Genomic DNA, 24765 nt, shown 5'->3' on the forward strand with positions numbered 1-24765 from the left:
ACACCTGCCGCTCAGGCGCCGACGTAGGCGGCGAGGTGCTCCCCCGTCACCGTGGACTTCGCGGCGACCAGGTCGGCCGGGATGCCCTCGAAGACCACCCGTCCGCCGTCGTGACCCGCGCCGGGACCGATGTCGATGATCCAGTCGGCGTGCGCCATGACCGCCTGGTGATGCTCGATCACGATCACCGTCTTGCCGGAGTCGACGAGACGATCCAGCAGTCCGAGGATGTTCTGCACATCGGCCAGGTGGAGCCCGGTGGTCGGCTCGTCGAGGACGTAGGTGTCACCCTTCTCCCCCATCTGGATCGCGAGCTTGATGCGCTGACGCTCACCACCGGACAGCGTCGAGAGCGGCTGTCCGAGTGAGAGATAGCCGAGGCCGACGTCCTCGAGCCGCCCGAGGATCGCTGCCGCCGCTGGCAGCTTCGCCTCGCCCTCAGAGAAGAACGTCCGCGCCTCCGACACCGGCAGATCGAGCACCTGCGTGATGTCCTTGCCCGCCAGCGTGTACTCGAGCACGGCGGCCTGGAAGCGCTTGCCCCCGCAGTCCTCGCACGGTGTCTCGATCGTGTCCATGAAGCCGAGTTCCGTGATGATCACGCCCGCGCCCTTGCACGTCGGGCACGCTCCCTCGGAGTTGGCGCTGAACAGGGCGGGCTTCACGCCGTTCGCCTTGGCGAACGCCTTGCGGATCGGCTCGAGCAGCCCGGTGTAGGTGGCGGGGTTGCTGCGACGCGACCCCTTGATCGCCCCCTGATCGATCGCGACGACCCCGTCCAGCTTCGAGACGGACCCGTGGATCAGGGAGCTCTTGCCAGACCCGGCCACACCGGTCACCACGGTCAGGATGCCGGTGGGAATGTCGACATCGACATCCTGGAGATTGTTGGCCGACGCTCCGCGAACCTCGATGGCGCCGCCGGCGGCGCGGACTGACGGCTTGAGTGTCGCTCGGTCGTCGAGGTGCAGCCCGGTACGGGTCCCGCTGGCCTTGAGTCCCTCGACCGTGCCCTCGAAGCAGATCTCTCCCCCGGCGCTTCCTGCGCCAGGACCGAGATCGACGACGTGGTCGGCGATCGCGATGGTCTCCGGCTTGTGCTCCACGACGAGCACCGTGTTCCCCTTGTCGCGCAGCTGAAGCAGCAGCGTGTTCATCCGCTGGATGTCGTGCGGGTGCAGCCCGATCGTCGGCTCGTCGAACACGTAGGTGACATCGGTCAGCGACGAACCGAGATGCCGCAGCATCTTGATGCGCTGCGCCTCTCCCCCGGACAGGGTCCCCGACGGCCGGTCCAGGCTGAGGTATCCGAGTCCGAGCGTCACGAAGGCGTCGAGGTTGGCGCTCAGCGCCTCCAGCAGCGGTGCGGCGCCGGGAAGACGCAGCCCGCGCACCCACTCCGCGAGGTCGGTGACCTGCATCCGACACGCGTCGGCGATGCTCACGCCGTCGATCTTCGACGAGCGCGCGCCCTCGGTGAGGCGCGTGCCATCGCACTCCGGGCACGTGGCGAAGGTCGCCACACGCTGCACGAAGGCACGGATGTGCGGCTGGAGCGCATCGACGTCCTTCGAGAGCATCGACTTCGTGATCTTGGGGATCAGCCCCTCGTAGGTCATGTTGATGCCGGAGATCTTGACCTTGGTGACCTCGCCGTAGAGGAACAGCTGACGCTGCTTATCCGTGAATTGCGAGATCGGCTTGTCCGCGGGATAGAACCCCGATGCCGAGAAGCCCTTCACCATCCAGCCGTCCGCCGTGTATCCCGGGACCATGATGGCGCCCTCGTCGAGGGACTTCGACTCGTCGACGATCTGCGCGAGGTCCAGGTCGGACACCACTCCCCTGCCCTCGCATCGCGGACACATGCCACCCAGATAGATCGCATCCTTGACGATCTTCTTCTCGCCCCCGGGTCCCGTCATCACCCCGCTGGCCTTCTGCGTGGGGATGTTGAACGAGAACGCGGTGGGTCCGCCGATGTACGGCTCCCCCAGCTTGCTGAAGAGGATCCGCAGCATGGCGTTCGCGTCGGTGACCGTGCCGACGGTCGACCGCGGGTTCGCGCCGAGGCGCTCCTGGTCGACGATGATCGAGGTCGTGAGCCCTTCCAGGACGTCGACATCCGGACGGGGTACCGACGGCATGAAACCCTGCACGAAGGCGCTGTAGGTCTCATCGATCATCCGCCGTGATTCCGCGGCGATCGTGTCGAAGACGAGTGAGCTCTTGCCCGATCCCGAGACACCGGTGAACACCGACAGACGTCGCTTCGGAATGTCGACGCTCACCTCTTTGAGATTGTTCTCGCGCGCGCCCTGGACGCGGATGATGTCATGGCCGTCTGCGGGATGCGTCGTCATTGTCGTCCTCGATATCGGTGGACCGGGTCAGCCGGCCTGATTGATACGGAGCAGATTTCCTGCGGGGTCTCGGAGTGCGCAGTCCCGCACCCCGTAAGGCTGGTCCATGGGTTCCTGCACGACATCGGCGCCTCGCTCGACCAGGCGCTCGAACAGCCCGTCGAGGTCGTCGCTCGCCAGGGTGAGCGCGCCGTAGCTGCCCTTGGCGATCAGCTCGAGGATGGTCTGCCGCTCGGTGTCGGTGATGCCGGGGTCGGTCGCCGGCGGATGCAGGACGATCGACGTGCCGGGCTGCCCCTCGGGGCCGACCGTGATCCATCGGAGTCCGTCATAGCCGACGTCGTTGCGCACCTCGAACCCGAGGGCGTCACGATAGAAGCCGAGAGCCGCCTCGGCGTCGGTGTGCGGAAGGAATGCGTAGTGGATGCTGATGTTCATGGCTTCACGTTAGATGTGCGTCCGTGCGCGGTGCTTCTTGATTCCTGATCGGTCTGATGACGTGCTTGGCCTGGAAGGTCGGTATGCCCTCCACATCGGCCGCGCGCTCACGGTACACGATGGGTGAGACACCCACGAGTTCCGTGAACCTCGTGCTGAAAGTCCCGAGCGACGAGCACCCCACGGCGAAGCAGACGTCGGTCACGCTCAGGTCGCCCCGCCGCAGCAGCGCCATGGCCCTCTCGATCCTCCGTGTCATGAGGTACGAGTAGGGAGACTCGCCGTAGGTCTCCTTGAAACGACGACTGAGGTGCCCGGCCGACATATGCGCCCCTTTCGCGAGCGCCTCGACGTCGAGGGGTGACGCGTACTCCCTGTCGATCCGGTCGCGGACCTTGCGCATGGTCACCAGCTCGAGGATGCGCGCGTCGTCGTCCGGTGTCACGTGATGATCTTGCCATGACGCGCGATGACGGCGTGTGAATGCGCGCGACATGGTCCGAGGCCCCTCCCCCACTTCCCCGTCCGACAGCGGTACCCTGTGAGCATCCCTCACAGGGATTTCTCAGAAAGGGTCCCCAACCATGTCTGATCCACTCGCAACCGAAGCGAAGACGCTGTTCAAATCCATCCGCATCGTGCTCGCCGTCTCGGGCGTCATCGCGCTGATCGCCGGCCTCGTCCTGCTGGTCTGGCCGGTCAAGTCCGCGGTGATCGTCACCGGCATCTTCGCCAGCTACCTCGTCATCGCAGGTCTCGTCTACATCGGCCTCGGCATCTTCTCGCGCGTCAAGGGCGGGTGGGCGCGCGTCGGCCACATCGTCCTCGGGCTCGTCTATATCATCGCCGGCGTGATCGCGTTCGCGAACCTCGGCGCCGCAGCGGCCACACTCGCGCTCGTCGTCGTCATCTTCATCGGCATCAGCTGGATCGTCGATGGGGTCGTGGCGCTGTCGCTCCTCGGGCAGGACGGCTCGCGCGTCTGGACGCTCCTCTACGCCCTGCTGAGCATCGTGGCCGGAATCGTCGTGCTCTTCTCGCCGCTGTACGCCGCGGCCGTGCTCTGGCTCGTGCTCGGCATCTCGCTCGTCGTGCTCGGGATCGTCCAGATCGTGCGTGCCATCACGCTCGGCAAGGATGCGAAGGGCTTCGTCGCCTCCGTCCAGGCTGACACCGCCGTCTGACACTCTGCTGCCCAGACAGCAGACATGAAGAGAGCCCCGTCCATCCCGGACGGGGCTCTCTTCATCTGCCAGGGGCGTTCGGAGTCCTACTCGGCGCCGAACGCGCTCACGTCGCCGACCAGGCGGGTGTTGTCCTCAGGAACCGGGTCCACGGCGGCGCGCGCGACCTCTGCCGCGAACTCCGAGACGTTGTAGAGCTTGCCCGCGGACTCGCGACGCTCCGCGATCGCGCCGGGGTTCGCCCGCTCCAGCAGCGTCGCGGTGATCGTGCCCTCGATCATGTCACCGGAGACCACCGTGAAGCCGATCCCCTTCTCGGCGAGGCCCGGGATGCGCTCGCGCAGAGCATCCTCCCCCGCACGCTTGGACAGCGCGACCGGCTCGTACTCGGGCATCGTCGGCGTCGTGCGGATGAAGTGCGCCTGGTGGCTCGTGACGAAGACGACGCGGGCGCCGTCGCCGAGCAGCGGCGTCGCCGCCTCCAGCACATTCACCTGCGCGTCGCGGTTGAGGGTCAGCGCGTAGTCCGCTGCCATGCCGGACTCCATGCCGCCTGAGGCGTTCAGCACGAGGACATCGAGGCGGCCGAACTCGGTCTTGACGGCGTCGAACATCTCGCCGATCGAGGCGGGGTCCGTGAGGTCGGCACCCACGACCAGCACGCGGCGTCCGAGCTCGCGGAGCTGCGCGGCGAGCTTCTCGGCGCGCGGCGCCTTGTTGCGGAAGTTGATGACGACGTCGGCGCCCGCCTCGGCGAGGTAGCGGACCGTGTCGGCGCCGATGCCCCGAGACGAGCCGGTGACAAGGGCGACCTTGCCGTCGAGAGAACCTGCAGGAAGAACGTCGGTCACGGGGACTCCTCAAATGCGTGGATCGCCGTGATGACACGGCGCTCTCAGACTACCAAGCCGCCCTCGTGGCACCGGGATCGCGTTCGTGCTGCGTGATAGGTTGACCGCAAAGGAGGCCGCATGGACAACTTCGCGACATTCGTACAGTTCATCGACCAATGGGCATGGATCGGGTGGCTGATCCTGATCGCCCTGTTCCTCGTGATCGAGATGCTCACCCTCGACTTCACCTTCCTGATGCTCAGCTTCGGCAGCGCAGTGGGGCTCGTCACGGATTTCGTGGGGATCCCGGTGTGGGTCCAGGTCCTCATCGCGGCGGCCGCCGCAGGACTCTTCATCCTGTTCCTGCGCCCACCGCTGATCAAGCGGCTGCATCGTGGCGAGGACCCCACGAAGTCCAACGTCGATGCACTCCTCGATCTGCGGGGCACCGCACTGCAGGACATCACGCAGATCTCGGGCCAGGTCAAGCTCAGCAACGGCGACACCTGGACCGCCCGCACCGCCGGCCCCGTGCCGATCCCTCAGGGATCTCCGATCGCGGTCATCGCGATCAACGGCGCGACAGCAACCGTCCGTCCCGTCAACGACTAGGAGAATCCCTTGGACGACGCATCGTTCATCCCCGCCGCGATCGGCTGGATCCTGGTCATCGCGATCATCATCTTCGTGGTGGTCACGCTGGCCCGCTCGATCCGCATCATCCCTCAGGCGACCGCCGGGGTCGTCGAGCGTCTCGGGCGGTACCACAAGACCCTCACGCCGGGGCTCAACATCCTGGTGCCGTTCATCGACCGGCTCCGCCCGCTCATCGACATGCGCGAGCAGGTGGTCTCGTTCCCGCCGCAGCCCGTCATCACCGAGGACAACCTGGTGGTCTCGATCGACACCGTCGTCTACTTCCAGGTGACGGACGCACGTGCGGCGACCTACGAGATCGCGAACTACCTCGGCGCCGTCGAGCAGCTCACGACCACCACGCTGCGTAACGTCGTCGGTGGACTCAACCTCGAAGAGGCGCTGACGAGCCGCGACAACATCAACGGCCAGCTGCGCGTCGTGCTCGACGAGGCGACCGGCAAGTGGGGCATCCGCGTCGGACGTGTCGAGCTCAAGGCCATCGATCCGCCCATCTCCATCCAGGACTCGATGGAGAAGCAGATGCGCGCAGAGCGAGACCGTCGCGCCGCGATCCTCACCGCGGAGGGAACGAAGCAGTCCGCCATCCTCGAGGCCGAGGGTGCGCGTCAGGCCGAGATCCTCCGCGCTGAGGGTGACAAGCAGGCCGCCGTGCTGCGCGCTCAGGGTGAGGCCGAGGCGATCCAGAACGTCTTCACCGCGATCCATCAGGGCGAGCCTGACGACAAGCTCCTCGCTTACCAGTACCTGCAGATGCTGCCGAAGATCAGCGAGGGTCAGTCCAACAAGCTGTGGATCATCCCGAGCGAGCTGACCGAGGCGCTCAAGGGAATCGGCAGCGCCTTCACGCCGCGGCCGGGCCAGGCTCCGACGAATCACCCCGGCGCGTGACGCACCCCTACTTCGAGAAAGCACGCCACCCCCGAGTCCTCGCCCACCGCGGTCTGATCACCGCGGCAGGCGAGGACTCCGGCGTGTGGGAGAACTCCGCAGCCGCGTTCGCCGCGGCGCACGCGGCCGGGGCCGAGTACATCGAGACCGACTGCCAGGTCACGGCCGACGGTGATGTCGTCCTGTTCCACGACGCCACCCTGCAGCGTCTGACCGGGGACCCGCGTGCCGTCGCGGCCGTGCGCACCCGAGAGCTCGCCGAGATCTTCGCCGATCACGGCGGGCTGCTCACAGTCGCGGATGCGCTGTCGGCGTTCCCGACGACGCGCTTCAACATCGACGTCAAGACTCCCGCCGCCGTCGCACCGCTCGGTCCTCTCCTGGTCGACCACACCCACCGTGTGCTGCTGACGAGCTTCTCCGACGCGAACCGTCGCGCCGCCATGGCCTCGGTGCTCCGCGCGGGTGCGGACATCCCCCCGGCGGCATCCGCAGGAAGCCGCACCATCGCGGCGGTCCGCGCGCTGTCCGCCGCCCACCTCTCCCCCGCCCGGGTGCTGCGTGGTGTCGATGCGCTCCAGATCCCCGAGCGCCACCGCGGAGTCAGGGTGCTCACCGGGTCGCTCCTCCGCGCCGCGCACCGACACGGTGTCGAGGTGCACGTCTGGACGGTCAACGACCCCGACGACATGCGGCGACTCGTAGCTCTCGGTGTCGACGGCATCGTGTCCGACCGCGCCGACCTCGCGCTCGCGACTCTGGCCGTCTGACCCGCCACGCCGCCCATACGCTCTCGCGCTGAGATTCCCCTGTGAATCCCGCCGAGAACGCGGGCGCGTGGATGAAGAACACAGGCTGGAGCGTTATACCTGACAGCGACGAGAGGACCACACAATGGCAGATCGCAGCCTACGCGGCATCCGACTCGGCGCCCAGAGCCTACAGAGCGAAGAGGGCGTCGTTTTCATGGAGCGCCGTGAAACCACCTACACCTGTGACGCCTGCGGCCATGTCACGAACCTGATGTTCGCGGCTGACGCCGAGCCGCCTCAGACCTGGGAATGCCGTGCCTGCGGAGCCGACGCCCGCCTGAACGTCGACGGCCAGGCCGTCACGCTCGACGCGAGCGACGAGAAGGCCGCGCGCACCCACTGGGACATGCTCCTGGAGCGCCGCACGCGCGCTGAGCTCGAAGAGCTCCTCGAGGAGCGTCTCGCCTTCATCCGCGCCCGCCGCGGCGCAGGCGAGGACCCCACCCGCGAGAAGATCGGCGCCTAGCGCCTCCGGGCGCGCAACCACCCGAATGCGAGCGCGCCCACTCCGCCCCACATCAGGATCTGCTGGATCCAGGGACCGAGGACGACGCCGGCTGTCAGGCCGGAGCGCAGCTCGACATCTTCGAGCAGTGCTCCGGCCTTTCCCGCATCCAGGCTCGAGACCGTCGACCCGTCGGGTCGGATGATCTGGCTGGTGCCGACGGTCGAGATGTTGACCACGCTCCGCCCCGTCTCCATGGCGCGCATCCGCGCGAACGCGAGCTGCTGCAGGTTCTCGTCGGTGCCTCGGAAGTCGGCGTTGTTCGTCTGGAGCACGAGAACCTGTGCGCCCTCGCGCACCCCGGCGGTGATGACATCGTCGTAGATGACGTCGAAGCAGATCGCCAGACCGACAGGCACGCCGCCGACCTCCACGATCGGGTCGTTCGATCCAGGGGTGTAATCGCGCTGCAGAAGCCCGATCAGGTCGGGAGCCAACGCATTGAAGAACGGACGGTCCGGCACGTACTCCCCGAACGGTACCGGATGGCGTTTGTCGTGGATCTGTCCGGTGGGACCCTCACTGGTCCACAGCATCGACGTGTTGTAGAAAAGACCACCGCGCTCGGTCGCCGCGTTGGCGAGCAGCGGCGCGTCGATCCGAGTGGAGACGAGGGAGAGGCGCCGAGCCAGCGACTCCGAGAGGAACGGATCCGAGTCGACGGAACCCTCCGGCCACACGAGCAGGTCGACGTCCTCGCCGTAGAGGGGCTCCGTAGCGTCGGTCTGCGCCTGGATGACCGAGTAGCGTTCGCGCTGGTCGAAATAGCCGCTGGGGCCATTGCCCTGCACCGCAGCGATTCGCATCGAGCCGCTGGCGGTCGTCGGAAAAAGCGGTGTGAACAGCAGCGCCACTGCGACCAGGGCCGGGGCGACCAGAGCCCAGGGGCGTCGCCACCCACGATCGCGCACGAGTTCGATGACGAGCGCCACGAAGAACACCATGAGAAAGCTGAGCCCGCTGACGCCCACCCAGGAGGTGACCGAGGCGAGCGGGCTCTCCGCTTGGCTCATCCCCAGCCGTGCCCACGGGAAGCCGCCGTAGGGCCACGAGCCGACGAACAGCTCCCGTCCCACCCACAGGGCCGAGACGACGACGGGCAGCAGGATGAGCCGGGCCCACCGCTGTGGCAGCGCCCGCGGAACCCAGCGGTACGCGAGAGTGATCAGGATCAGGGCGACTGCCGTGAGCAGCCCTTCGAGGACGCTCAGCGCCGCCCACGGGATCGGGCCGAGGTAGCGCGATGTCCAGGACACGAGGAGGCCGAAGAAGAGCACCCCGTAGACGGCGCCGACGAGGAATGCTCCGCCGGCCCGGCGCCCGATCAGCGCGAGGAGCAGCAGCGCGGTCGCCGGGAACGCCAGCACCCACGCGGCGACATCCGGGTAGGAGAGATCCATGAGGAGCGCGGCCGCCGCGGCGACGGGGAGCGCGAGCGCCAGGGGCAGCAGTGGGCGCTGTCGAGCGCGCGGTTCAGGCATCCGACTCATTCTCACATCGACGAGTACGCCACGATGCCACGGCGCACGGAATCGAGTGCCTGCCGGGCCGTGCGCGCGAGCGCGCCGTCTTCCGCGACGATCGAGAGCTGGTCGAGCAGGTCGATCGTCTGCTTGGCCCAGCGGACGAAGTCCCCCGCCGCCATATCGGCATCGACGAGGACGCGGTCCAGCATCCCGCCGCGCGCCCACGAGTGCATGGCCGCGGCCAGGCCGGCAGCCAGCGGCTCCGTCCCCGGCAGGTGATGATCCTTCTCCAGGTCGTCGAGTTCGGCCCACAGCGTCGTGGTCTTCTCGTATGCAGACCGGAATGCACCTCGGGGAAGGTCCCGCTCCCCCGCGTTGGCCTCGTCACGCCGCGGTTCATAGACCAGGCAGCAGGCCATCGCCGCGAGAGAGGGGGCATCGAGCCCCTTCCACAGGCCCTGACGCAGCGATTCTGCGACCAGCAGGTCACGCTCGCCGTAGATCCGGCGCATGGTCCGCCCGGCCTCCGTGAGCACGGTACCGCTGTCGTCGCGCTGCAGGTAGTCCAGAGTCTCCAGCACTTCGACGACGCGGTCGAATACGCGGGCGACAGTGCCGGTCCTGGTCTCGATCTGACGGCGGATGCGGTCGGTCTGTCGCTTCAGCTTCCAATAGCGCTCCGCCCAGCGCGCGTGCGCCTCGCGGTCCGGACAGCGGTGGCAGCCATGGCGCTGCATTCTCGTGCGCAGGCTCTGGATCTGCTTCATGCGCTTGTCCCGCGACGCGCGCGGCGCGTTCGAGTCCTGGCGGTTCTTCTTCTCGAGATCGCTGAGCTCACGGCGGATCGACGCGTAGTCGAGGAAGTCGCCGTGATCGCAGACCATGGCGGCCTTGTAGCCGTCGAGAGACTGCTCGGCTTCGCGCACCTGGCGTGCAAGACCGACAACCGCTCGGTCTGCCTGGAACTGCGCGAACGACGATTCGAGGATCTGACGGGCCCGCGGCTTGCCGAACAGGTCGATCAGGTTCACGGCCATGTTGTAGGTCGGGCGGAAGCTCGAGTTCAGCGGGTAGGTGCGGCGGGATGCCAGGGCGGCGACGGCCTGTGGATCCATCCCCTCTGTCCACTGCACGACGGCGTGACCTTCGACGTCGATCCCTCGGCGTCCTGCACGCCCGGTGAGTTGGGTGTACTCGCCGGAGGTGATCGCGACGCGCGCTTCACCGTTGAACTTCTCCATCTTCTCGAGCACGACCGTACGCGCGGGCATGTTGATGCCGAGCGCGAGCGTCTCGGTCGCGAACACCACTTTGACGAGCTTGCGCTTGAAGAGGTCCTCGACGACCTCCTTGAACGCGGGCAGCATGCCTGCGTGATGCGCAGCCACGCCCCGCTCGAGGTTCTCCAGCCACTCCCAGTACCCCAGGACTCCGAGGTCCTCATCCTGCAGCGACCGCGTCCGGTCCTCGACGAGGGCCCTGATCTCGGCACGTTCCTCGGTCGTCGTCAGCCGGACGCCCGACCTGCGCACCTGCTGCACCGCCGCATCGCAGCCCACGCGGCTGAAGATGAAGAAGATCGCCGGCAGCAGATTCGCCTGCTCGAGCAGACGCACGACGTCCGGACGATCCATCCGCTCGATCCGGCGGACGTTCGCCGAGCGCACCGGACGGCGTCCTCCCCGCGGTGGCCGCTGCGCCTGCCGTCCCGCATGTCGGTTGCTGCGGTACTCCTGAGCGGAGCGGTTGTTGTCGTAGTTGGAGCCGGTGAACGAGCGGATCCGCATCAGCTCCTGATTCACCTGGGCCGTGGCGATCCCCGCCCTGTCGTCGAAGAGCGGAAGCAGGTCGTCCCGCACGAGCACATGCTGCTCGAGAGGCACAGGGCGGATCTCGGAGACGATCACCTCGGTGCCGCCGCGCACGGTGTCGAGCCAGTCGCCGAACTCCTCGGCGTTCGAGACGGTGGCGCTCAGTGACACCAGGCGCACATGCTGCGGGAGGTGGATGATCACCTCTTCCCAGACGGCGCCTCGGAAGCGGTCGGCGAGATAGTGCACCTCGTCCATGACGACGTAGCGGAGATCGCGCAGCGCCGCGGAGTCGGCGTAGATCATGTTGCGCAGGACCTCGGTCGTCATCACGACGATCCGGGCGTTGCCGTTGATGTTCGTGTCGCCGGTGAGCAGGCCCACGTCATCCGCGCCGTACACGTCGACCAGCTCGCGGAACTTCTGGTTCGACAGCGCCTTCATCGGCGTCGTGTAGAACGCCTTGTCTCGGGGCGTCTGCATCGCGAGGTGGATCGCGAACTCGCCCACGATCGTCTTCCCGGCCCCTGTCGGGGCGGCGACGAGGACGCTCTGCCCCTCTTCGAGCGCATGGCATCCCTCGACCTGGAAGGGGTCGAGCTCGAACTTCTGCCGCGCGGCGAACGCGACGGTCTCCGGGTGGCCTGCGGCTTCGCGAGCTGCCGCGTAACGCTCGGACGGCGAGCTCATGCGGTCAGGGGGTCGATGCCGGCGGCCTGACCGCGCTTGCGCTTGCGTCTGTCGAACAGCATCGAGATCAGTGTCGCTCCGAAGTAGAGGACGATCATCGAGCCCATCAGCAGCAGCATCGAGAAGACGTCGGCGGGTGGCGTGGTGACCGCGGCGAAGATCGTGCAGACCAGGATGGCGACTCGCCAGCCCTTCAGGATATCCCGCCCGGAGACGATCCCCGCCACGTTGAGCGCGACGAGGAAGACGGGCAGGACGAAGGCGATCCCGAGCACGAGCAGGAACTTGAACACGAAGTCGTAGTACGTCGAGTACTCGAAGAACTGCGCCATACCCGTCGGCACGAAGCCCGCCATGATCTCGATGACGTGCGGCAGGACGAAGAAGGCCACGGTGCAGCCGCCGAAGAACAGCGGGATCGCGGCGCCGAGGAATCCCCAGGTGTACTGGGTCTCCTTCTTCGTGAGCCCGGGCATGATGAAGGCCCAGACCTGCCAGAGCCAGACCGGTGCGGAGATGAGGAGCCCGATGGCGAACGCGATGCGCATCCGGAGGTCGAAACCGCTCGTCACGGTCGTGAAGTTCAGGCCGGTGTACTCACGCCCCTGTTGCGCGGCGATGGTACGGATCGGCACGGAGAGCAGCTCGATGATCGGCTCGGTGACGAAGAAGGCGACGATCATGCCGACCACCAGCGCGCCGGCGGCGATGAACAGTCGCCTGCGCAGTTCGATCAGGTGCGCGCCCAGAGTCATCCGCCTGTCGCGGCCGGGCGTCTCCTGGTCGGCGGAATCGAGTGCAGACACGAACTACGCGGATCGAGGAGGCTGACCCGGGTCCGCGTCGCGAGGCGTCACCGAGGGGTCTGCGACCGGCGCGGTTGACGACGATGCTGCCGTTCCCGTGGTGTCGCTCGCGTCCTCGTTCTTCATCGCCTTCATCTCGCCCTTGAACACTCGGGCGGACTGACCGAGGCTCTTCGCCAGTGCCGGCAGCTTCGCCGCACCGAAGAGCAACAGGATGACGGCGAGGATGATCAGCAGATGTGGCCAACCGAAAGCGCCCATGATTCTCCTTCGTCGTTTGACGCCCAGTCTACCGGGCGTTGTCTCCATCGGGGTGGCGATACAGCGCGAGTCCGGCCGCAGCCCACTCCCGCGCCGCGCTGCGCGCGATCGCAGGATCGATCACTTCCATCGCTCCGCCGAACTTCGCCGCGAGCCGCTTGACCCCTCGAGGGTCGGCGAGATGCAGCCGCACGGTCACGACTCCATCGCTGAACTCGGCGTTGTCCGCTGTCAGGAAGTCGCCCAGGAGCGGCGCCATCCGCTCGGGAACCCGCACGCGGACCTCTCCCTCGTCGTCTACCGCGGAGAAGGCCTCGGGAACCTGCTCGCCGGCATGGGTGATCGGGATGTCGGTCAGCCGAGGATCGCTCACGCGGTCCAGGTGGAAGGTGCGCATCGCCTCGCGCATGTGGCACCAGCCCTGCAGATACCACTGGGCGTTGGTGATCAGCACCTGCACCGGGTCCACCGTCCGCGTGGTCGGCGCGGCATCCGGCGCCTGATAGGTGAACGACACGGCGACGCCGTCCTGTACGGCCCGCGAGACCACCTGGCGGACCTCGTCGACCGCGCTCGGGGCGACGACGACCTCAGCCGGAGCATCTGCGGCTCCGCGGGAGAGCTTCGAGATCAGGCCGGTGACGAGCCCGGAATCGGACACCGCGGGGACAGCCGCGACCATCTGGAGACCGGCGAGCAGAGCCGCAGCCTCGCGAGCGGTGAAGCGCGGCACGCGGCGCAGGGCGACGTCGTTCGTGATCTCGATCACGTCCTCCTCGTCGAGGAGGTCCCAGTTGATGTCGAACATCTCCTGCGGCTGCTGCCAGAAGCCGGAGTCGCCGGGCAGGCCGATGACCGTGAGCTTCTCGACCATCTGACGCATCTCGTTCGGCGTGACACCGAACTCCTCGGCGGCCTCCGCCAGCGACACCTGACCGTGCTCGAGCAGATACGGCACCAGGGTGAGATAGACGCGCACGCGGTCGGACGCGAGAAGCGGTTTCACCTGAGCGCTCATCGTCCGTCCCCTGTCTCCGAGTTCGCCTCGGCATTGGACTCGATGACGGCCGTCAGCCGCGAGATCACGGCCTCGCGGAGTGCGGCCGGTTCGACCACCCGCACCTCGGGGCCGTACGAGGCGAGCTCGTCGGCGAAGATGTGCAGGTCTACGAAGGGCACGAGGATCCCCTGGGTCGGCGCCGGAGTCGCTCGCCGTCCGAGGCGGAGGGAGGCCTCAGTGCCAGGGGTGACCTCGAGCAGAGCGGAGTTCTGGGATGCGACACGTTCGAGCCCGGCCAGCGCGCGCTCCCCTGCGCCCTCGCGCAGTCCCGGATCGAAGCCCTTCGCCGTGATCTTCACATCGCCGACGATGCGGCTGAGCAGGAACATCCGATCGGCGTCGATGTCGACGTCCACGCCGAACACGTGCCACCGCGCCTCGTAGTCCACGAGCGCGAGCGGACGGATGCTGCGGCGCCGCGGCGCATCCTCTCCCGGCTTGAGGTAGTCGAAGACCACGATCCGGCTCTTCTCGATCGCCTCCTGCAAGGGCGGGAACGCCGCGTCGCGCGCCGTGATACGAGGAGCGAAGCCGATGATCGGCTCGTCGCCGTCGATACCCAAAGCGCGGATCTTGCGGACCCCGGCCTTCGCATCACCGGATGCCGACTCGGCACTCCACACGCTGCCGGCGAGCTGCAGCACCGCGAGTTCCGCCGGAGTGAACTCGATGTCGCTGGGCAGGTCGTATTCCGCTTGCGGAATACGGTAGCGGGCCTCCCGCAGGTCGTTCGGGTCGGCGGGGTCGCCGATCGTCTCCACGGGGACTCCGAGAGTGCGGAGCTCGTCCTTGTCGCGCTCGAACATCTTCTCGAGGGCGTCGGAGCGCGCCCCGGCATCCGCCCGCTGTCGGTAGCCGGAGACGTTGTCGAGGATCTGCTGCTTCGTGAGCCCGATCTCCGTGGCCATGAGCGCCACGACGAGGTTCGTCAGGCGCTCCTCCGCGGGGATACGGGCCGCCATCACTGCTCCGGGACGGGAACGATGCCGAGGATGTCGACCACGATGGCCGTCGCGGGATTGCCATCGGCCTCGGGCACGACGACCAGGAGCTGCGAGCCCACGGTCGCTCCCACGAGCTCTCCCGCTGCGGGGCCGATGTTGGGCTCCGCACCCCAGGAGCTCGAGGTGACAGTCTTGTCGTCCCAGCCGAGAGCCATGATGTTGGTGACGATCGTCGAGTCCTTCTCGACCTTCGCGCCGTCGCCCTTGATGAGCGTCTGGGTGACGGGCTTCTTCGGAGCGGCGCTGTCGGGGATGATCACGCCGGGCGTTCCGTCGGGTGCTCGCACGACGGTCGGCAGGCCGCGGGCATCGTTGAACTGCGATGCACCCTCGGCGCGAGCGAGGTAGACGTCCTGCACGTCGATGATCGCGACGATGTCCTCGTCCTTCGCGAGGCCGAATGCCTCGACGTTCGCCTCACCGAAGTCCTCCGGCGTCAGCACTGCCACGATCCGGCTGCCGCCGGTGGCGCACTCGAGCACCTTCTCGAGGCCGGCGGACCGCTCGGCCCAGTACGAGATGCTGTGCACCCGGCTCGGGTCGCCGTTGAACTCGGACTCGTAGAGCTTGTCGCCGCTGTCTCCGCCGTAGAAGGCGATGTCGAGCACCATCGGCTGCGACGTCGAGGTGAGGGTCTTGCCGTCGCCCGTGATGACGTCGGCGAACGACGTCTCATCGGTCTTGACGGGCTTGTAGACGGTCACGTCCGGCGCCTCGCCCAGATCGCCCTCCACGGTCACCGACTCCTCGACGGACGGCGTCGATGCGGCGGTGCGATCGCAGACATCGCCCGCGAACGTCGGGGCCTGCGAGCATCCGGTCAGAGTGAGGACGGCAAGGCTGAGGGTGGCCAGAACGGCGGACGTTTTACGCACGCGCTCCAGTCTATTCCGTCGTCGGCCCTGATTCGCGCGAACCGGCAGCCAGGCGCGCCCCCTCGGCGGCCTTCGCTGCCTCACGGGCGCGCTTGCGAAGGTTCTTGTCGTTGATCTCACGGTCCCCCACCGCGCCGGGCGTCCACGCCTCGACATCGGCGTCGCCGTAGCTGCTCTTGGACGCACGCCGCTTGACCGACGGGGCGACAGCCCCGGGCGCGAGCCGACGTGCCGTGAGGAGGAAGCCGGTGTGGGCGACCATGCGGTGGTCGGGTCGGACGGCGAGGCCCTCGACGTGCCAACCGCGCACCATGGTCTCCGACGCCTCCGGATCGGTGAAGAGCCCGGTACTGCGGATGTACTCGGCGACGCGCGAGAGCTGGGTCGCGGTCGCGACGTAGCAGAGCACGACGCCACCGGGAGTCAGCGCGTCCGCCACGACGTCCATGCACTCCCACGGGGCGAGCATGTCGAGGACGACACGGTCCACGGTGCCGGCCGGGAACTCACCGGGAAGGGAGTCGACGAGATCCCCCACGACGACGTCCCAGGTCTCGGGGGTGATGCCGAAGAAGGTCTCGACGTTCCCGCGGGCCACCTGGGCGAAGTCCTCACGGCGCTCGAACGACACCAGGCGGCCGGCGGAACCGATCGCCCGCAGCAGTGAGAGCGACAGGGCGCCGGATCCGACGCCGGCCTCGACGACGACCGCTCCGGGGAAGATATCGGCCTGCATGACGATCTGCGCGGCATCCTTGGGGTAGACGATCGCCGCGCCGCGCGGCATCGACATCGCGAAGTCCCTCAGCAGCGGACGCAGCGCCAGATAGTCGTGACCGGAGCTGTTGGCCACGACCGACCCGTCCGGCAGCCCGATGAGGTCGCGATGACGCAGCACGCCCTGATGGGTGTGCAGTTCGCCGTCCTCGCGCAGAGTCACGGTGTGCAGGCGCCCCTTGGGCCCCGTCAGCTGCACCCGATCGCCCTCGCGGAACGGTCCGCTGGGCCGCTGCGTGCTGGTCGTCGTCATCGGGTGGCTCCTGTCATCGATGTCTTGCGATCGAAGAGATCGATCAGGTCGGCCGCGCTGCGATCCTGCAGCGTCGGCCAGAGTTCATGCGCCCCGACGTGGTCGAGCGAGACGATGTGCGGCACGCCGAGGGCGACAGCGCCTGACGCGAGTCCCGCTCGCAGCCCGGTGGGCGAATCCTCGATGACCAGGGCGTCTGCGATGTCGATGTCGAGCAGCGCCGCCGCATGCAGGTAGGGCTCGGGGTGCGGCTTCGGGTTGGTCACGTCGTCGCCGGCCACCACGATGTCGAAGGCCTCGAACTCGATGAGCTCGACGACGCTCAGCGCCATCCGGCGGAGCGACATCGTGACGAGGCCGGTGGGGATGCCCGCGGCTCTCAGATCCTGCAGCAGCTCACGGGCGCCGGGGCGGAAGGGCACGCCCTGCGTGCGCAGCGCGTTCTGGACCCCGTCGGTGAGGAGGGCGATGATCGCCTCCGCCTCCATGTCGACGCCGGCGTTCTGGAGGATGATCGCGCTGTCGATGAGCCCGTTGCCGACGAGCTGCAGGGCGTCCTCGTGGGACCACGTGCCGCCGAACGATTCGACCAGGGCCGTCTCGGCGGCCATCCAGTACGGCTCGGTGTCGACGAGGGTTCCGTCCATGTCCCAGAGGATCGCGCGGGGCTGTCTGCTCACCGAACCATGTTACCCGTGGCGCCGCCCGGTCCCCGCGCGCTCGGACTAGCCTGGAGGGATACCGATCCGGATTTCGCGAAGGGAGCCATGATGGATGTCCTCGGCTCACGCATCGTCATCGTCGCCTTCGACGGGTGGAACGATGCCGGCGAAGCAGCGAGCGGTGCGATCGCCGCACTGCGCGCGAACAGCGACTACGACCTGGTGCACTCGATCGACCCCGAGCTGTACTTCGACTACCAGTACACGCGTCCTGCGACGAAGATGGACGCGGAGGGTCGACGGCAGCTGACATGGCCGGAGGCCGGACTCTGGCGCCCGCGCGACCCGGGGCCCGGTCCCGAGTTCTGGGTCCTCACGGGTGTCGAGCCCGCACGCACCTGGCAGGCGTTCGCCGCCGAGTTCATCGACGTCGCACTCCGCGACGACATCACGGGGTTCGTGACCCTCGGCGCGATGCTCTCGGACGTGCCGCACACGCGCCCGATCTCGATCTTCGCCTCGAGTCAGAACGAGCAGGTCCGCGAGGCCCACGGCCTCGAACGGTCGATGTACGAGGGCCCGGTCGGCATCCTCAGCGTCTTCGAGCACTTCGCCGAGAGCGCCGGCATCCCCACCGCCAGTCTGTGGGCGAGCGTGCCGCACTACGTGGCCCAGGCGACGCCGTCGCCCAAGGTCACGCTCGCGCTGCTCGACCGTCTCGAAGAGCTCACCGGGGTCGACGTCCCGCGCGATCACCTGCGCACGGAGGCCGCCGCCTGGGAGGCCTCCATCGATGCGGCGGCCGCGGACGACGAGGACATGACGGAGTACATCCGCCAGCTCGAGCGCACCCGTGACACCTGGGACTCCCCCGATGCCTCGGGCGACGCGATCGCGCAGGCATTCGAGCGGTACCTCAAGCGCCGCGGAGACGGCCCGGGCGATCACAAGCGCTGACCCGCGCTCTGACGCGGACGCGGTTCCGCCACGGTCCGGGCGGCGAGATCGCTCAGGCTGCGATGACTCCCGTGCCCAGCAGCACCAGCAGCACCGTGCCGAGCAGGATGCGGTAGATCACGAACGGCAGGAAGCTGCGCTTCGAGATGTAGTTCATGAAGAAGGCGATGACTCCGAGCGCCACCACGAAGGCGATGCCGGTGGCCGCGAGCGTGTCGCCGAACGAGAAGAACGACGGCTGGTCCCAGCTCTTGAAGACCTGGTAGAAACCGCTGCCGAACACGGCGGGGATCGCGAGCAGGAACGCGTAGCGCGCGGCGGCGGCACGCTCGTAGCCGAGGAAGAGCCCCATCGTGATCGTTCCACCGGAGCGTGACACTCCGGGGATCAGCGAGAGCGCCTGCGCGAAGCCGTAGGCGATTCCGTGCGGGTAGGTGAGCTGGTCGAGCCTGCGACGCTTCGCGCCGACGTGGTCGGCGATGCCGAGCAGGATGCCGAAGACGATGAGCATGATCGCGACGATCCAGAGCGAGCGGAAGACCGTCTCGATCTGGTCCTGGAAGAGCAGCCCGAGCACCACGATCGGGATGCTGCCGATGATGATCATCCAGCCCATCCGGGCGTCCGGATCGCTGCGCGGCACCTTTCCGGCCAGCGAGCGGAACCACTGCGCGATGATGCGCACGATGTCGCGCCAGAAGAACACGACGACCGCGGCCTCCGTGCCGATCTGCGTGATCGCGGTGAATGCGGCTCCGGGGTCCTCGCCCGAGGGCAGGAACGTCCCGAGGATCCGCAGATGTGCGCTGGAGGAGATCGGCAGGAATTCGGTGAGGCCTTGGACGACACCGAGGATGAGCGCTTCGAGCAGGTGCATGGAGGAGCTTTCTGATTCGTGGTGCGGACGCGAGCCGACAGCTCAGTACGTGCGCAGCAGTTCGGCCAGCACCCGCTGACCGAAGACAAGCGATTCTACGGGTACGCGCTCGTCGACTCCGTGGAACATGCCCGTGAAGTCGAGGTCCGCGGGCAGCCGCAGGGGCGCGAAGCCGTAGCCGGTGATGTCGAGGTAGGCCAGTGCCTTGTTGTCGGTGCCTGCCCCCAAGAGGTACGGGATCACCGGCACGCCGGGGTCGTGTCGCCCCAGACTCGCGACCATCGCCTCGACGAGGTCGCCCTCGAACGGCGTCTCCATCCCGATGTCGCGGACGACCGTCTCGATCTCGATGTCCGGTCCCACGATCTGACGGAGCTCCTCCAGGACGTCGTCCTCGGTGCCTGGAATCACGCGCACGTCGATCAGCGCCTCAGCCCGCTCCGGGATCACGTTGTGCTTGTACCCGGCAGTGAGCGCGGTGGGGTTCGTGGTCGTCCGGAAGGACGATCGGAGGAATGCCTCGGCGGGACCGGCGGCCGCGGCGAGTGCATCCGGATCGTCGACGGATCTGCCGGTGAGGTCGCTCAGACCCGCCAGGAGCGCCTCGGTGGTCGGTGTGAGCCGCAGTGGCCAGCGGGTGCGGCCGATGGCGGCCACCGCCTCCGCCAACTTGGTGACGGCGTTGTCGTCGTGCAGGCGACTGCCGTGGCCGGCCCGGCCCTTCGCGATGAGACGGATCCAGATCATCGCCTTCTCCCCCACCTGGAGCAGATAGGCGCGGCGGTCATCTACGGTGATCGAGTAGCCGCCGACCTCGCTGATCGCCTCGGTGGCGCCTTCGAACCACTCAGGGCGGTTCTGGACGACGAGCGCCGAGCCCTCGACTCCGCCGTTCTCCTCGTCGGCGAAGAACGCGAGGATGAGGTCTCGCTCCGGCTGCTCGCCGGCACGCAGGATGTCGGCAACGGCGGTCAGGATCATCGCGTTCATGTTCTTCATGTCGACGGCGCCGCGACCCCACAGCATCCCGTCCTTCACGATGCCGGCGAAGGGATCGACGGTCCAGTCCTCGGCCATTGCCGGTACGACGTCGAGGTGCCCGTGGACGACCAGCGCGGGCTTCTCCGGGTCACGACCCGGGACGCGCGCCATCACGTTCGTGCGGCGCGGGATCGGCTCGTAGTACTCAACGCTCAGGCCCAGCCCCTCCAGGAACGCGCCGACGTACTCCGCCGCCTCCCGCTCGCCCTTCGCGTTGCCGCCGCCGAAGTTGGAGGTGTCGAAGCGGATCAGATCGCTCGCGATGCGCACGACCTCGGGAAGGGAGGGGTCAGTCATGTGCTCCAGGCTATCGAAGCGCCGTGGCGCGCCCGGGCGGCGGCGTCGGTTTCGGGGAGCCGTGATCCCCGTGCTAATGTAAATCTTCGTTCGGCAACGAGCATCCAACACCTGCGCGGGTGGCGGAATGGTAGACGCGCTACGTTGAGGTCGTAGTGCCCGTAAGGGCGTGGGGGTTCAAGTCCCCCTCCGCGCACAGACAGCCCCGGAGCTCCTGATCACTCAGGAGCTCCGGGGCTTCTTGCATCTGCGGACCCTCTGTACTCCGGACCGTTCTCGTCAGACGGCGCCGACTCCGAAAACCAGTCCGAGGACGTAGGTGATGGCCGCGGCGCCGAAGCCGATCGCGAGCTGACGGAGGGCACGTCGCAGCGGCGGGCCGCCCGACAGGATGCCGACCATCGCACCGGTGGACAGCAGGGCGATCCCGACGAGCACGAGGGCGACGACGACGGCGGTCGCACCGTCGAGACCGAAGATCCACGGGAGCACCGGGATGATCGCCCCGGAGGCGAACAGCAGGAAGCTCGAGATCGCAGCCGTCCAGTCGCTGCCGACGATCTCATGGTCGTCCCCGGCGTGCGCATGGATGTGGACGGGACCCGTCACGGTCTTCTCGACACCCGCGCGCGCGGCGGCCACGATCCTCCTGGCCCGCTCCAGGGCTTCGGTAGGATCGATGCCGCGCGCCCGATACACGAGCGCGAGCTCGTTCTCGTCGATGTCCAGGTCGGCTGCAGACGCCGCGGCGTCCTCGTTCGCCTCGGTCGCGGCCAGCAGCTCACGCTGCGAGCGGACCGACACGAACTCCCCCGCCCCCATCGATAGCGCGCCGGCCAAGAGACCCGCGATTCCGCTGAACAGGACGAAACCGGAACTGACACCGGTGGCTCCGATGCCCAGGACGAGGGCGAGGTTGCTCACCAGTCCGTCGTTGGCACCGAACACAGCCGCGCGGAAGGAACCGGACAGACGTCGTCGTCCGCGAGCGGCCAGCCCCCGGACGACCTCGTAGTGGACCTTCTCGTCGGCGCGCATGGCCGGGGTCGCGTACTGCTCGGCGTCGTAGGGGGAACGTGCCTCCGCGCTCTGCGCGAGGGCGAGCACGAAGATCGAGCCGAACCGTCCGGCCATCCAGCCGAGGAGCCGGGAGCGGATGCCGGCGCTCGGCAGTCTCACAGGCTCTGCGCCGAGCAGATCGAGCCAGTGTTGCTCATGGCGTCGCTCGGCGTCGGCCAGGCTGAGCAGGATCTCCCGCTCTTCACCCGAACGACGGTTCGCGAGCTTCTGGTATACCGAACCTTCGGCGCGCTCCTCGACGAGATAGCGTGCCCAGCGGCGGCGGTCTGCGGCGGTCGGCTCTGCGGCAGCGGGGGCTGTCATGGCTTCTCCTGATCGATTCTCCCCAGTCTCGGGGCAACCGTTCCACGCTAGCTTCGGGCGCACCCCGCGGTCGCATCGGGAGCAGTATTGCCAGCTTTTCGGGTTTCCGAACCCGATCAGCGTCAGGAGCGTACGCGTTTGCGGAGCACGTCGATCCGCGACTGCAGCTGGGTGACCGTCGCCTGCGCCACCGCTGGCCCACCGCAGATCCGACGCAGTTCGGCATGCACGGCACCGTGTGGCTCGCCCTTCTGGCGCGCATACAGTCCGACGAGGCTGTTCAGAAGCTGACGCTGCTCACGCAGCGTGCGGTGCAGCGGCGCGGGCAGCGTCGTCGTCTCGGTGGGTCCGGCTTCGGCTTCACGCGTCTCGCGAAGCCGCGTCTGGCGCGCCTGGCGCTGCATCAGGAGCTCGTGCACGTGCTCGGGCTCGAGGAGCCCGGGGAACCCGATGAACTCCTCCTCCTCCGGCGTGCCAGGCTCGGCGAGCTGGCCGAACTCCTGCCCCTCGAACACCACGCGGTCGAAGTGGGCGACGGAGGACAGCGCCTGATAGCTGAACTCCTGCGTGAGCGCGTCGGAGGCGTCGTCCTCGCGGTTCGCAGACTCGAGCAGCGAGTCCTCGAGTCCGTCGTCGTCCTTCGACTGACGGTCGAGCGCATGGTCGCGCTGCTTGTCCATCTCGTTCGCGAGCCCCATGAGCACCGGGACCTGCGGCAGGAAGACGCTGGCGGCCTCACCGCGGCGGCGCGCACGCACGAAACGCCCGATGGCCTGGGCGAAGAAGAGCGGAGTGGATGACGACGTGGCATAGACGCCGACGGCGAGGCGGGGCACGTCGACCCCCTCCGACACCATTCGGACGGCCACCATCCAGCGGTCCTCGCTGGCGCTGAACTTCTCGATCCGCTCCGAGGCCGTCGCATCGTCGGAGAGCACGATGGTCGGCTGCTGGCCCGTGATGCTGTGCAGGATCTTGGCATAGGCACGCGCGACGGTCTGGTCGGTCGCCAGGACGAGTCCTCCCGCATCCGGCACGTGGTGGCGGATCTCGGTGAGGCGGCGGTCTGCGGCCGAGAGCACGGCCGGCATCCACTCCCCCTCGGGGTCGAGCGCCGTGCGCCAGGCCTGGGAGGTGACGTCCTTGGTGTTGTCCTGTCCGAGATGCGTCTCGAGCTCGTCTCCGGTGCTCGTCCGCCAGCGCATCTTGCCTGCGTACATATGGAAGAGCACGGGGCGCACGACGCCGTCTGCCAGCGCTCGCCCGTAGCCGTAGTTGTAGTCGGTGCGGGAGATGCGGGCACCGGATTCGTCGGGGTGGTACTCGACGAACGGGATCGGCGCCGTGTCACTGCGGAACGGCGTGCCCGAGAGCAGGAGGCGGCGTTTCGCCGGCCCGTACGCGTCTCGGATCGCGTCACCCCAGCTGAGCGCGTCGCCACCGTGGTGGACCTCGTCGAGGATCACCAGGGTCTTGGCGTCTTCGGTCAGATGGCGGTGCACGGACGACTTGGCTGCGACCTGCGCATACGTCACGACCGCACCGTGATAGTGCCGAGCCGGAGCCCAGTGACTGTTGCGGAAGCGAGGGTCGAGACGGATGTGCACGCGCGCCGCCGCGTCGGCCCACTGCGTCTTGAGATGCTCGGTCGGGGCGACCACGATGATCCGGTTGATCTCGCCCATGCGCATGAGCTCGACCGCGAGGGTCAGGGCGAAGGTCGTCTTGCCTGCACCGGGAGTGGCGGCGACGAGGAAGTCGCGCTGGTCGGCCTGGAAGTACTGTTCGAGCGCCTCCTGCTGCCAGGCGCGCAGCTTGTTCGCGGTTCCCCACGGGGCGCGTTGCGGGAAGGACGGAGAAAGCATCGACTCAACGATAAACGGTGCCGCAGACACTGTGCGCACGCTCACGACGACCCGCGCGCGTCTGCGCCCTGCGGGCCCAGGAGCGACTAGGCTCTGTCACTGCGCGACCGCCGTCGATGCGTCGCGCTCGTTCGCGAAGGAGAGCCGGATGACAGACCAGGATTCGACCCGGACCCCGCATTCCGACGATGCGAGTGCACGCCCGGACAACGAGAGCGCGCACCCCTGGCGGCGCTTCGTCGCCATCGGGGATTCGTTCACCGAGGGCATCGGCGACCCAGACCCCTCCCGCCCCGGCAGCCACCGCGGCTGGGCCGACCGCGTCGCCGAGGTGCTCTCACGTCAGGTCGACGACTTCGCGTACGCGAACCTCGCAGTGCGCGGCAAGCTGATCGCGCAGATCGTGCGCGATCAGATCGAGCCGGCGGTCGCACTGCATCCCGATCTCGTCTCGATCTGCGCCGGCGGCAACGACGTCATCCGCCCCGGCACCGATCCGGACGCCATCGCGTCGCAGCTGGAGGATGCCGTCGCGCGCCTCTCCTCGACGGGCGCCACCGTGCTGCTCTTCACCGGGATCGACACCGGATTCACCCCCGTGTTCCGTGCCTTCCGCGGCAAGGTCGCGATCTACAACGAGAACGTCAGGGCGATTGCCGAGCGCTATGACTGCGTCGTCGCCGACCAGTGGGCGCTCAAGGTCGTGCAGGACATGCGCTTCTTCGACGACGACCGGCTGCACTACAACTCGCTCGGTCATCACGAGGTGGCCAGGATGGCGCTGCGCGCGCTCAACGTGCCCAACGACCTCGAATCGATGCAGCCGGAACCGCTGCCGATGCGGACCTGGCGCGAGGCCCGCTCCGAGGATCTCGGGTGGGCCAGGGAGCACCTCGTCCCGTGGGTGCTGCGGCGCCTGCGGCACCAGTCCTCCGGCGACCACGTGGTGGCCAAGCGTCCTGAGCCGTCGCCTGTCGTCTTCCCGCCGACCGACTGA

General features: G+C 67.8%; 24 protein-coding genes and 1 tRNA gene. 8 read left to right on the forward strand and 17 right to left on the reverse strand.

Going from position 1 to position 24765, the window contains the following annotated elements; translation table 11 throughout:
• Window positions 1-11: 11 nt before the first annotated feature.
• Genes BLW44_RS10130 through BLW44_RS10140 form a run of 3 tightly spaced genes read right to left on the reverse strand, consistent with a single transcriptional unit; the run spans window position 12 to window position 3204 of the window.
• The gene (locus BLW44_RS10130) at window positions 12-2363 is read right to left on the reverse strand and encodes an ATP-binding cassette domain-containing protein (protein WP_060925972.1); all 2352 of its coding nucleotides are present in this window, start codon (window positions 2361-2363) and stop codon (window positions 12-14) included.
• Window positions 2364-2390: 27 nt separating this feature from the next.
• Window positions 2391-2801, reverse strand: coding sequence for a VOC family protein (locus BLW44_RS10135; protein WP_060925971.1), 411 nt, complete (start codon window positions 2799-2801; stop codon window positions 2391-2393).
• 4 nt (window positions 2802-2805) lie between these two features.
• The gene (locus tag BLW44_RS10140; RefSeq protein ID WP_139305342.1) at window positions 2806-3204 is read right to left on the reverse strand and encodes a helix-turn-helix transcriptional regulator; all 399 of its coding nucleotides are present in this window, start codon (window positions 3202-3204) and stop codon (window positions 2806-2808) included.
• Between the two features lie 181 nt (window positions 3205-3385).
• Here BLW44_RS10140 and BLW44_RS10145 point away from each other — a divergent pair, with 181 nt between their 5' ends.
• Window positions 3386-3985, forward strand: a complete 600-nt coding sequence (locus BLW44_RS10145; RefSeq protein WP_060925970.1) for an HdeD family acid-resistance protein — start codon at window positions 3386-3388, stop codon at window positions 3983-3985.
• A gap of 86 nt (window positions 3986-4071) precedes the next feature.
• On the opposite strand, the gene BLW44_RS10150 is transcribed toward BLW44_RS10145, so the two are convergent.
• Window positions 4072-4836: an SDR family oxidoreductase gene (locus BLW44_RS10150; protein ID WP_060925969.1), complete on the reverse strand. Its 765-nt coding sequence runs from the start codon at window positions 4834-4836 to the stop codon at window positions 4072-4074.
• Between the two features lie 120 nt (window positions 4837-4956).
• Here BLW44_RS10150 and BLW44_RS10155 point away from each other — a divergent pair, with 120 nt between their 5' ends.
• The 4 genes from BLW44_RS10155 (at window position 4957) to BLW44_RS10170 (ending at window position 7644) form a co-directional block, all read left to right on the forward strand.
• Entirely contained in the window at window positions 4957-5430 is a 474-nt protein-coding gene (locus tag BLW44_RS10155) for an NfeD family protein (RefSeq protein ID WP_060925968.1), read from the forward strand.
• A gap of 9 nt (window positions 5431-5439) precedes the next feature.
• Complete coding sequence (locus BLW44_RS10160; RefSeq protein WP_060925967.1) at window positions 5440-6366, forward strand: SPFH domain-containing protein; 927 nt, start codon at window positions 5440-5442, stop codon at window positions 6364-6366.
• Window positions 6363-7136: a glycerophosphodiester phosphodiesterase family protein gene (locus tag BLW44_RS10165; protein WP_060925966.1), complete on the forward strand. Its 774-nt coding sequence runs from the start codon at window positions 6363-6365 to the stop codon at window positions 7134-7136. The genes BLW44_RS10160 and BLW44_RS10165 overlap by 4 nt, the downstream gene beginning before the upstream one ends.
• A 124-nt stretch (window positions 7137-7260) precedes the next feature.
• Window positions 7261-7644 carry an RNA polymerase-binding protein RbpA gene (locus BLW44_RS10170; RefSeq protein ID WP_060925965.1) on the forward strand — a complete coding sequence of 128 codons (384 nt, stop codon included), beginning with the start codon at window positions 7261-7263 and terminating at the stop codon, window positions 7642-7644.
• On the opposite strand, the gene lnt is transcribed toward BLW44_RS10170, so the two are convergent.
• The 9 genes from lnt to BLW44_RS10215 are packed head-to-tail and all read right to left on the reverse strand — an operon-like array spanning window position 7641 to window position 17366.
• Complete coding sequence (gene lnt, locus BLW44_RS10175; protein WP_074731747.1) at window positions 7641-9173, reverse strand: apolipoprotein N-acyltransferase; 1533 nt, start codon at window positions 9171-9173, stop codon at window positions 7641-7643. The two genes, BLW44_RS10170 and lnt, sit on opposite strands and share 4 nt — an antisense overlap.
• 2 nt (window positions 9174-9175) lie before the next feature.
• Window positions 9176-11650, reverse strand: a complete 2475-nt coding sequence (locus tag BLW44_RS10180) for a DEAD/DEAH box helicase (protein ID WP_060925963.1) — start codon at window positions 11648-11650, stop codon at window positions 9176-9178.
• Entirely contained in the window at window positions 11647-12456 is an 810-nt protein-coding gene (gene tatC, locus BLW44_RS10185; RefSeq protein ID WP_420811375.1) for a twin-arginine translocase subunit TatC, read from the reverse strand. The genes BLW44_RS10180 and tatC overlap by 4 nt, the downstream gene beginning before the upstream one ends.
• Window positions 12457-12459: 3 nt before the next feature.
• The gene (gene tatA / locus BLW44_RS10190) at window positions 12460-12717 is read right to left on the reverse strand and encodes a Sec-independent protein translocase subunit TatA (protein ID WP_060925961.1); all 258 of its coding nucleotides are present in this window, start codon (window positions 12715-12717) and stop codon (window positions 12460-12462) included.
• Window positions 12718-12745: 28 nt separating this feature from the next.
• Entirely contained in the window at window positions 12746-13735 is a 990-nt protein-coding gene (locus tag BLW44_RS10195) for a helix-turn-helix transcriptional regulator (RefSeq protein WP_060925960.1), read from the reverse strand.
• The gene (locus BLW44_RS10200; RefSeq protein WP_060925959.1) at window positions 13732-14739 is read right to left on the reverse strand and encodes a helix-turn-helix transcriptional regulator; all 1008 of its coding nucleotides are present in this window, start codon (window positions 14737-14739) and stop codon (window positions 13732-13734) included. The genes BLW44_RS10195 and BLW44_RS10200 overlap by 4 nt, the downstream gene beginning before the upstream one ends.
• Window positions 14739-15656, reverse strand: a complete 918-nt coding sequence (locus BLW44_RS10205; RefSeq protein WP_060925958.1) for a hypothetical protein — start codon at window positions 15654-15656, stop codon at window positions 14739-14741. The genes BLW44_RS10200 and BLW44_RS10205 overlap by 1 nt, the downstream gene beginning before the upstream one ends.
• Window positions 15657-15666: 10 nt before the next feature.
• Window positions 15667-16686 carry a tRNA (adenine-N1)-methyltransferase gene (locus BLW44_RS10210; protein WP_060925957.1) on the reverse strand — a complete coding sequence of 340 codons (1020 nt, stop codon included), beginning with the start codon at window positions 16684-16686 and terminating at the stop codon, window positions 15667-15669.
• A complete protein-coding gene (locus BLW44_RS10215; protein ID WP_074731750.1) occupies window positions 16683-17366 on the reverse strand; it encodes an HAD family hydrolase in 684 nt (227 codons plus the stop codon). The genes BLW44_RS10210 and BLW44_RS10215 overlap by 4 nt, the downstream gene beginning before the upstream one ends.
• A gap of 90 nt (window positions 17367-17456) precedes the next feature.
• Between BLW44_RS10215 and BLW44_RS10220 the strand changes: the two genes are divergently transcribed.
• Window positions 17457-18305 carry a PAC2 family protein gene (locus tag BLW44_RS10220; protein WP_060925955.1) on the forward strand — a complete coding sequence of 283 codons (849 nt, stop codon included), beginning with the start codon at window positions 17457-17459 and terminating at the stop codon, window positions 18303-18305.
• A 52-nt stretch (window positions 18306-18357) separates the two neighbouring features.
• Here BLW44_RS10220 and BLW44_RS10225 read toward each other — a convergent pair whose 3' ends face one another.
• Together BLW44_RS10225 and BLW44_RS10230 are read right to left on the reverse strand one after the other, a co-directional pair.
• Entirely contained in the window at window positions 18358-19182 is an 825-nt protein-coding gene (locus BLW44_RS10225) for an undecaprenyl-diphosphate phosphatase (RefSeq protein ID WP_060925954.1), read from the reverse strand.
• A gap of 42 nt (window positions 19183-19224) precedes the next feature.
• Window positions 19225-20520, reverse strand: coding sequence for a M20/M25/M40 family metallo-hydrolase (locus BLW44_RS10230; protein ID WP_060925953.1), 1296 nt, complete (start codon window positions 20518-20520; stop codon window positions 19225-19227).
• 113 nt (window positions 20521-20633) lie between these two features.
• On the opposite strand from BLW44_RS10230, the gene BLW44_RS10235 reads away from it, so the two are divergent.
• A tRNA-Leu gene (locus tag BLW44_RS10235) sits at window positions 20634-20716 on the forward strand.
• Window positions 20717-20799: 83 nt separating this feature from the next.
• Here the strand turns inward: BLW44_RS10235 and BLW44_RS10240 are convergent.
• Both BLW44_RS10240 and BLW44_RS10245 read right to left on the reverse strand, forming a co-directional pair.
• Complete coding sequence (locus tag BLW44_RS10240; RefSeq protein WP_060925952.1) at window positions 20800-21903, reverse strand: VIT1/CCC1 transporter family protein; 1104 nt, start codon at window positions 21901-21903, stop codon at window positions 20800-20802.
• A 122-nt stretch (window positions 21904-22025) separates the two neighbouring features.
• Window positions 22026-23768 (reverse strand): DEAD/DEAH box helicase, encoded by a 1743-nt coding sequence (locus BLW44_RS10245; protein WP_060925951.1) that lies wholly within the window; start codon window positions 23766-23768, stop codon window positions 22026-22028.
• 148 nt (window positions 23769-23916) lie between these two features.
• On the opposite strand from BLW44_RS10245, the gene BLW44_RS10250 reads away from it, so the two are divergent.
• Entirely contained in the window at window positions 23917-24765 is an 849-nt protein-coding gene (locus BLW44_RS10250; RefSeq protein WP_060925950.1) for an SGNH/GDSL hydrolase family protein, read from the forward strand.

This window comes from Microbacterium hydrocarbonoxydans (assembly GCF_900105205.1).
GTDB classification, from domain to species: domain Bacteria; phylum Actinomycetota; class Actinomycetes; order Actinomycetales; family Microbacteriaceae; genus Microbacterium; species Microbacterium hydrocarbonoxydans.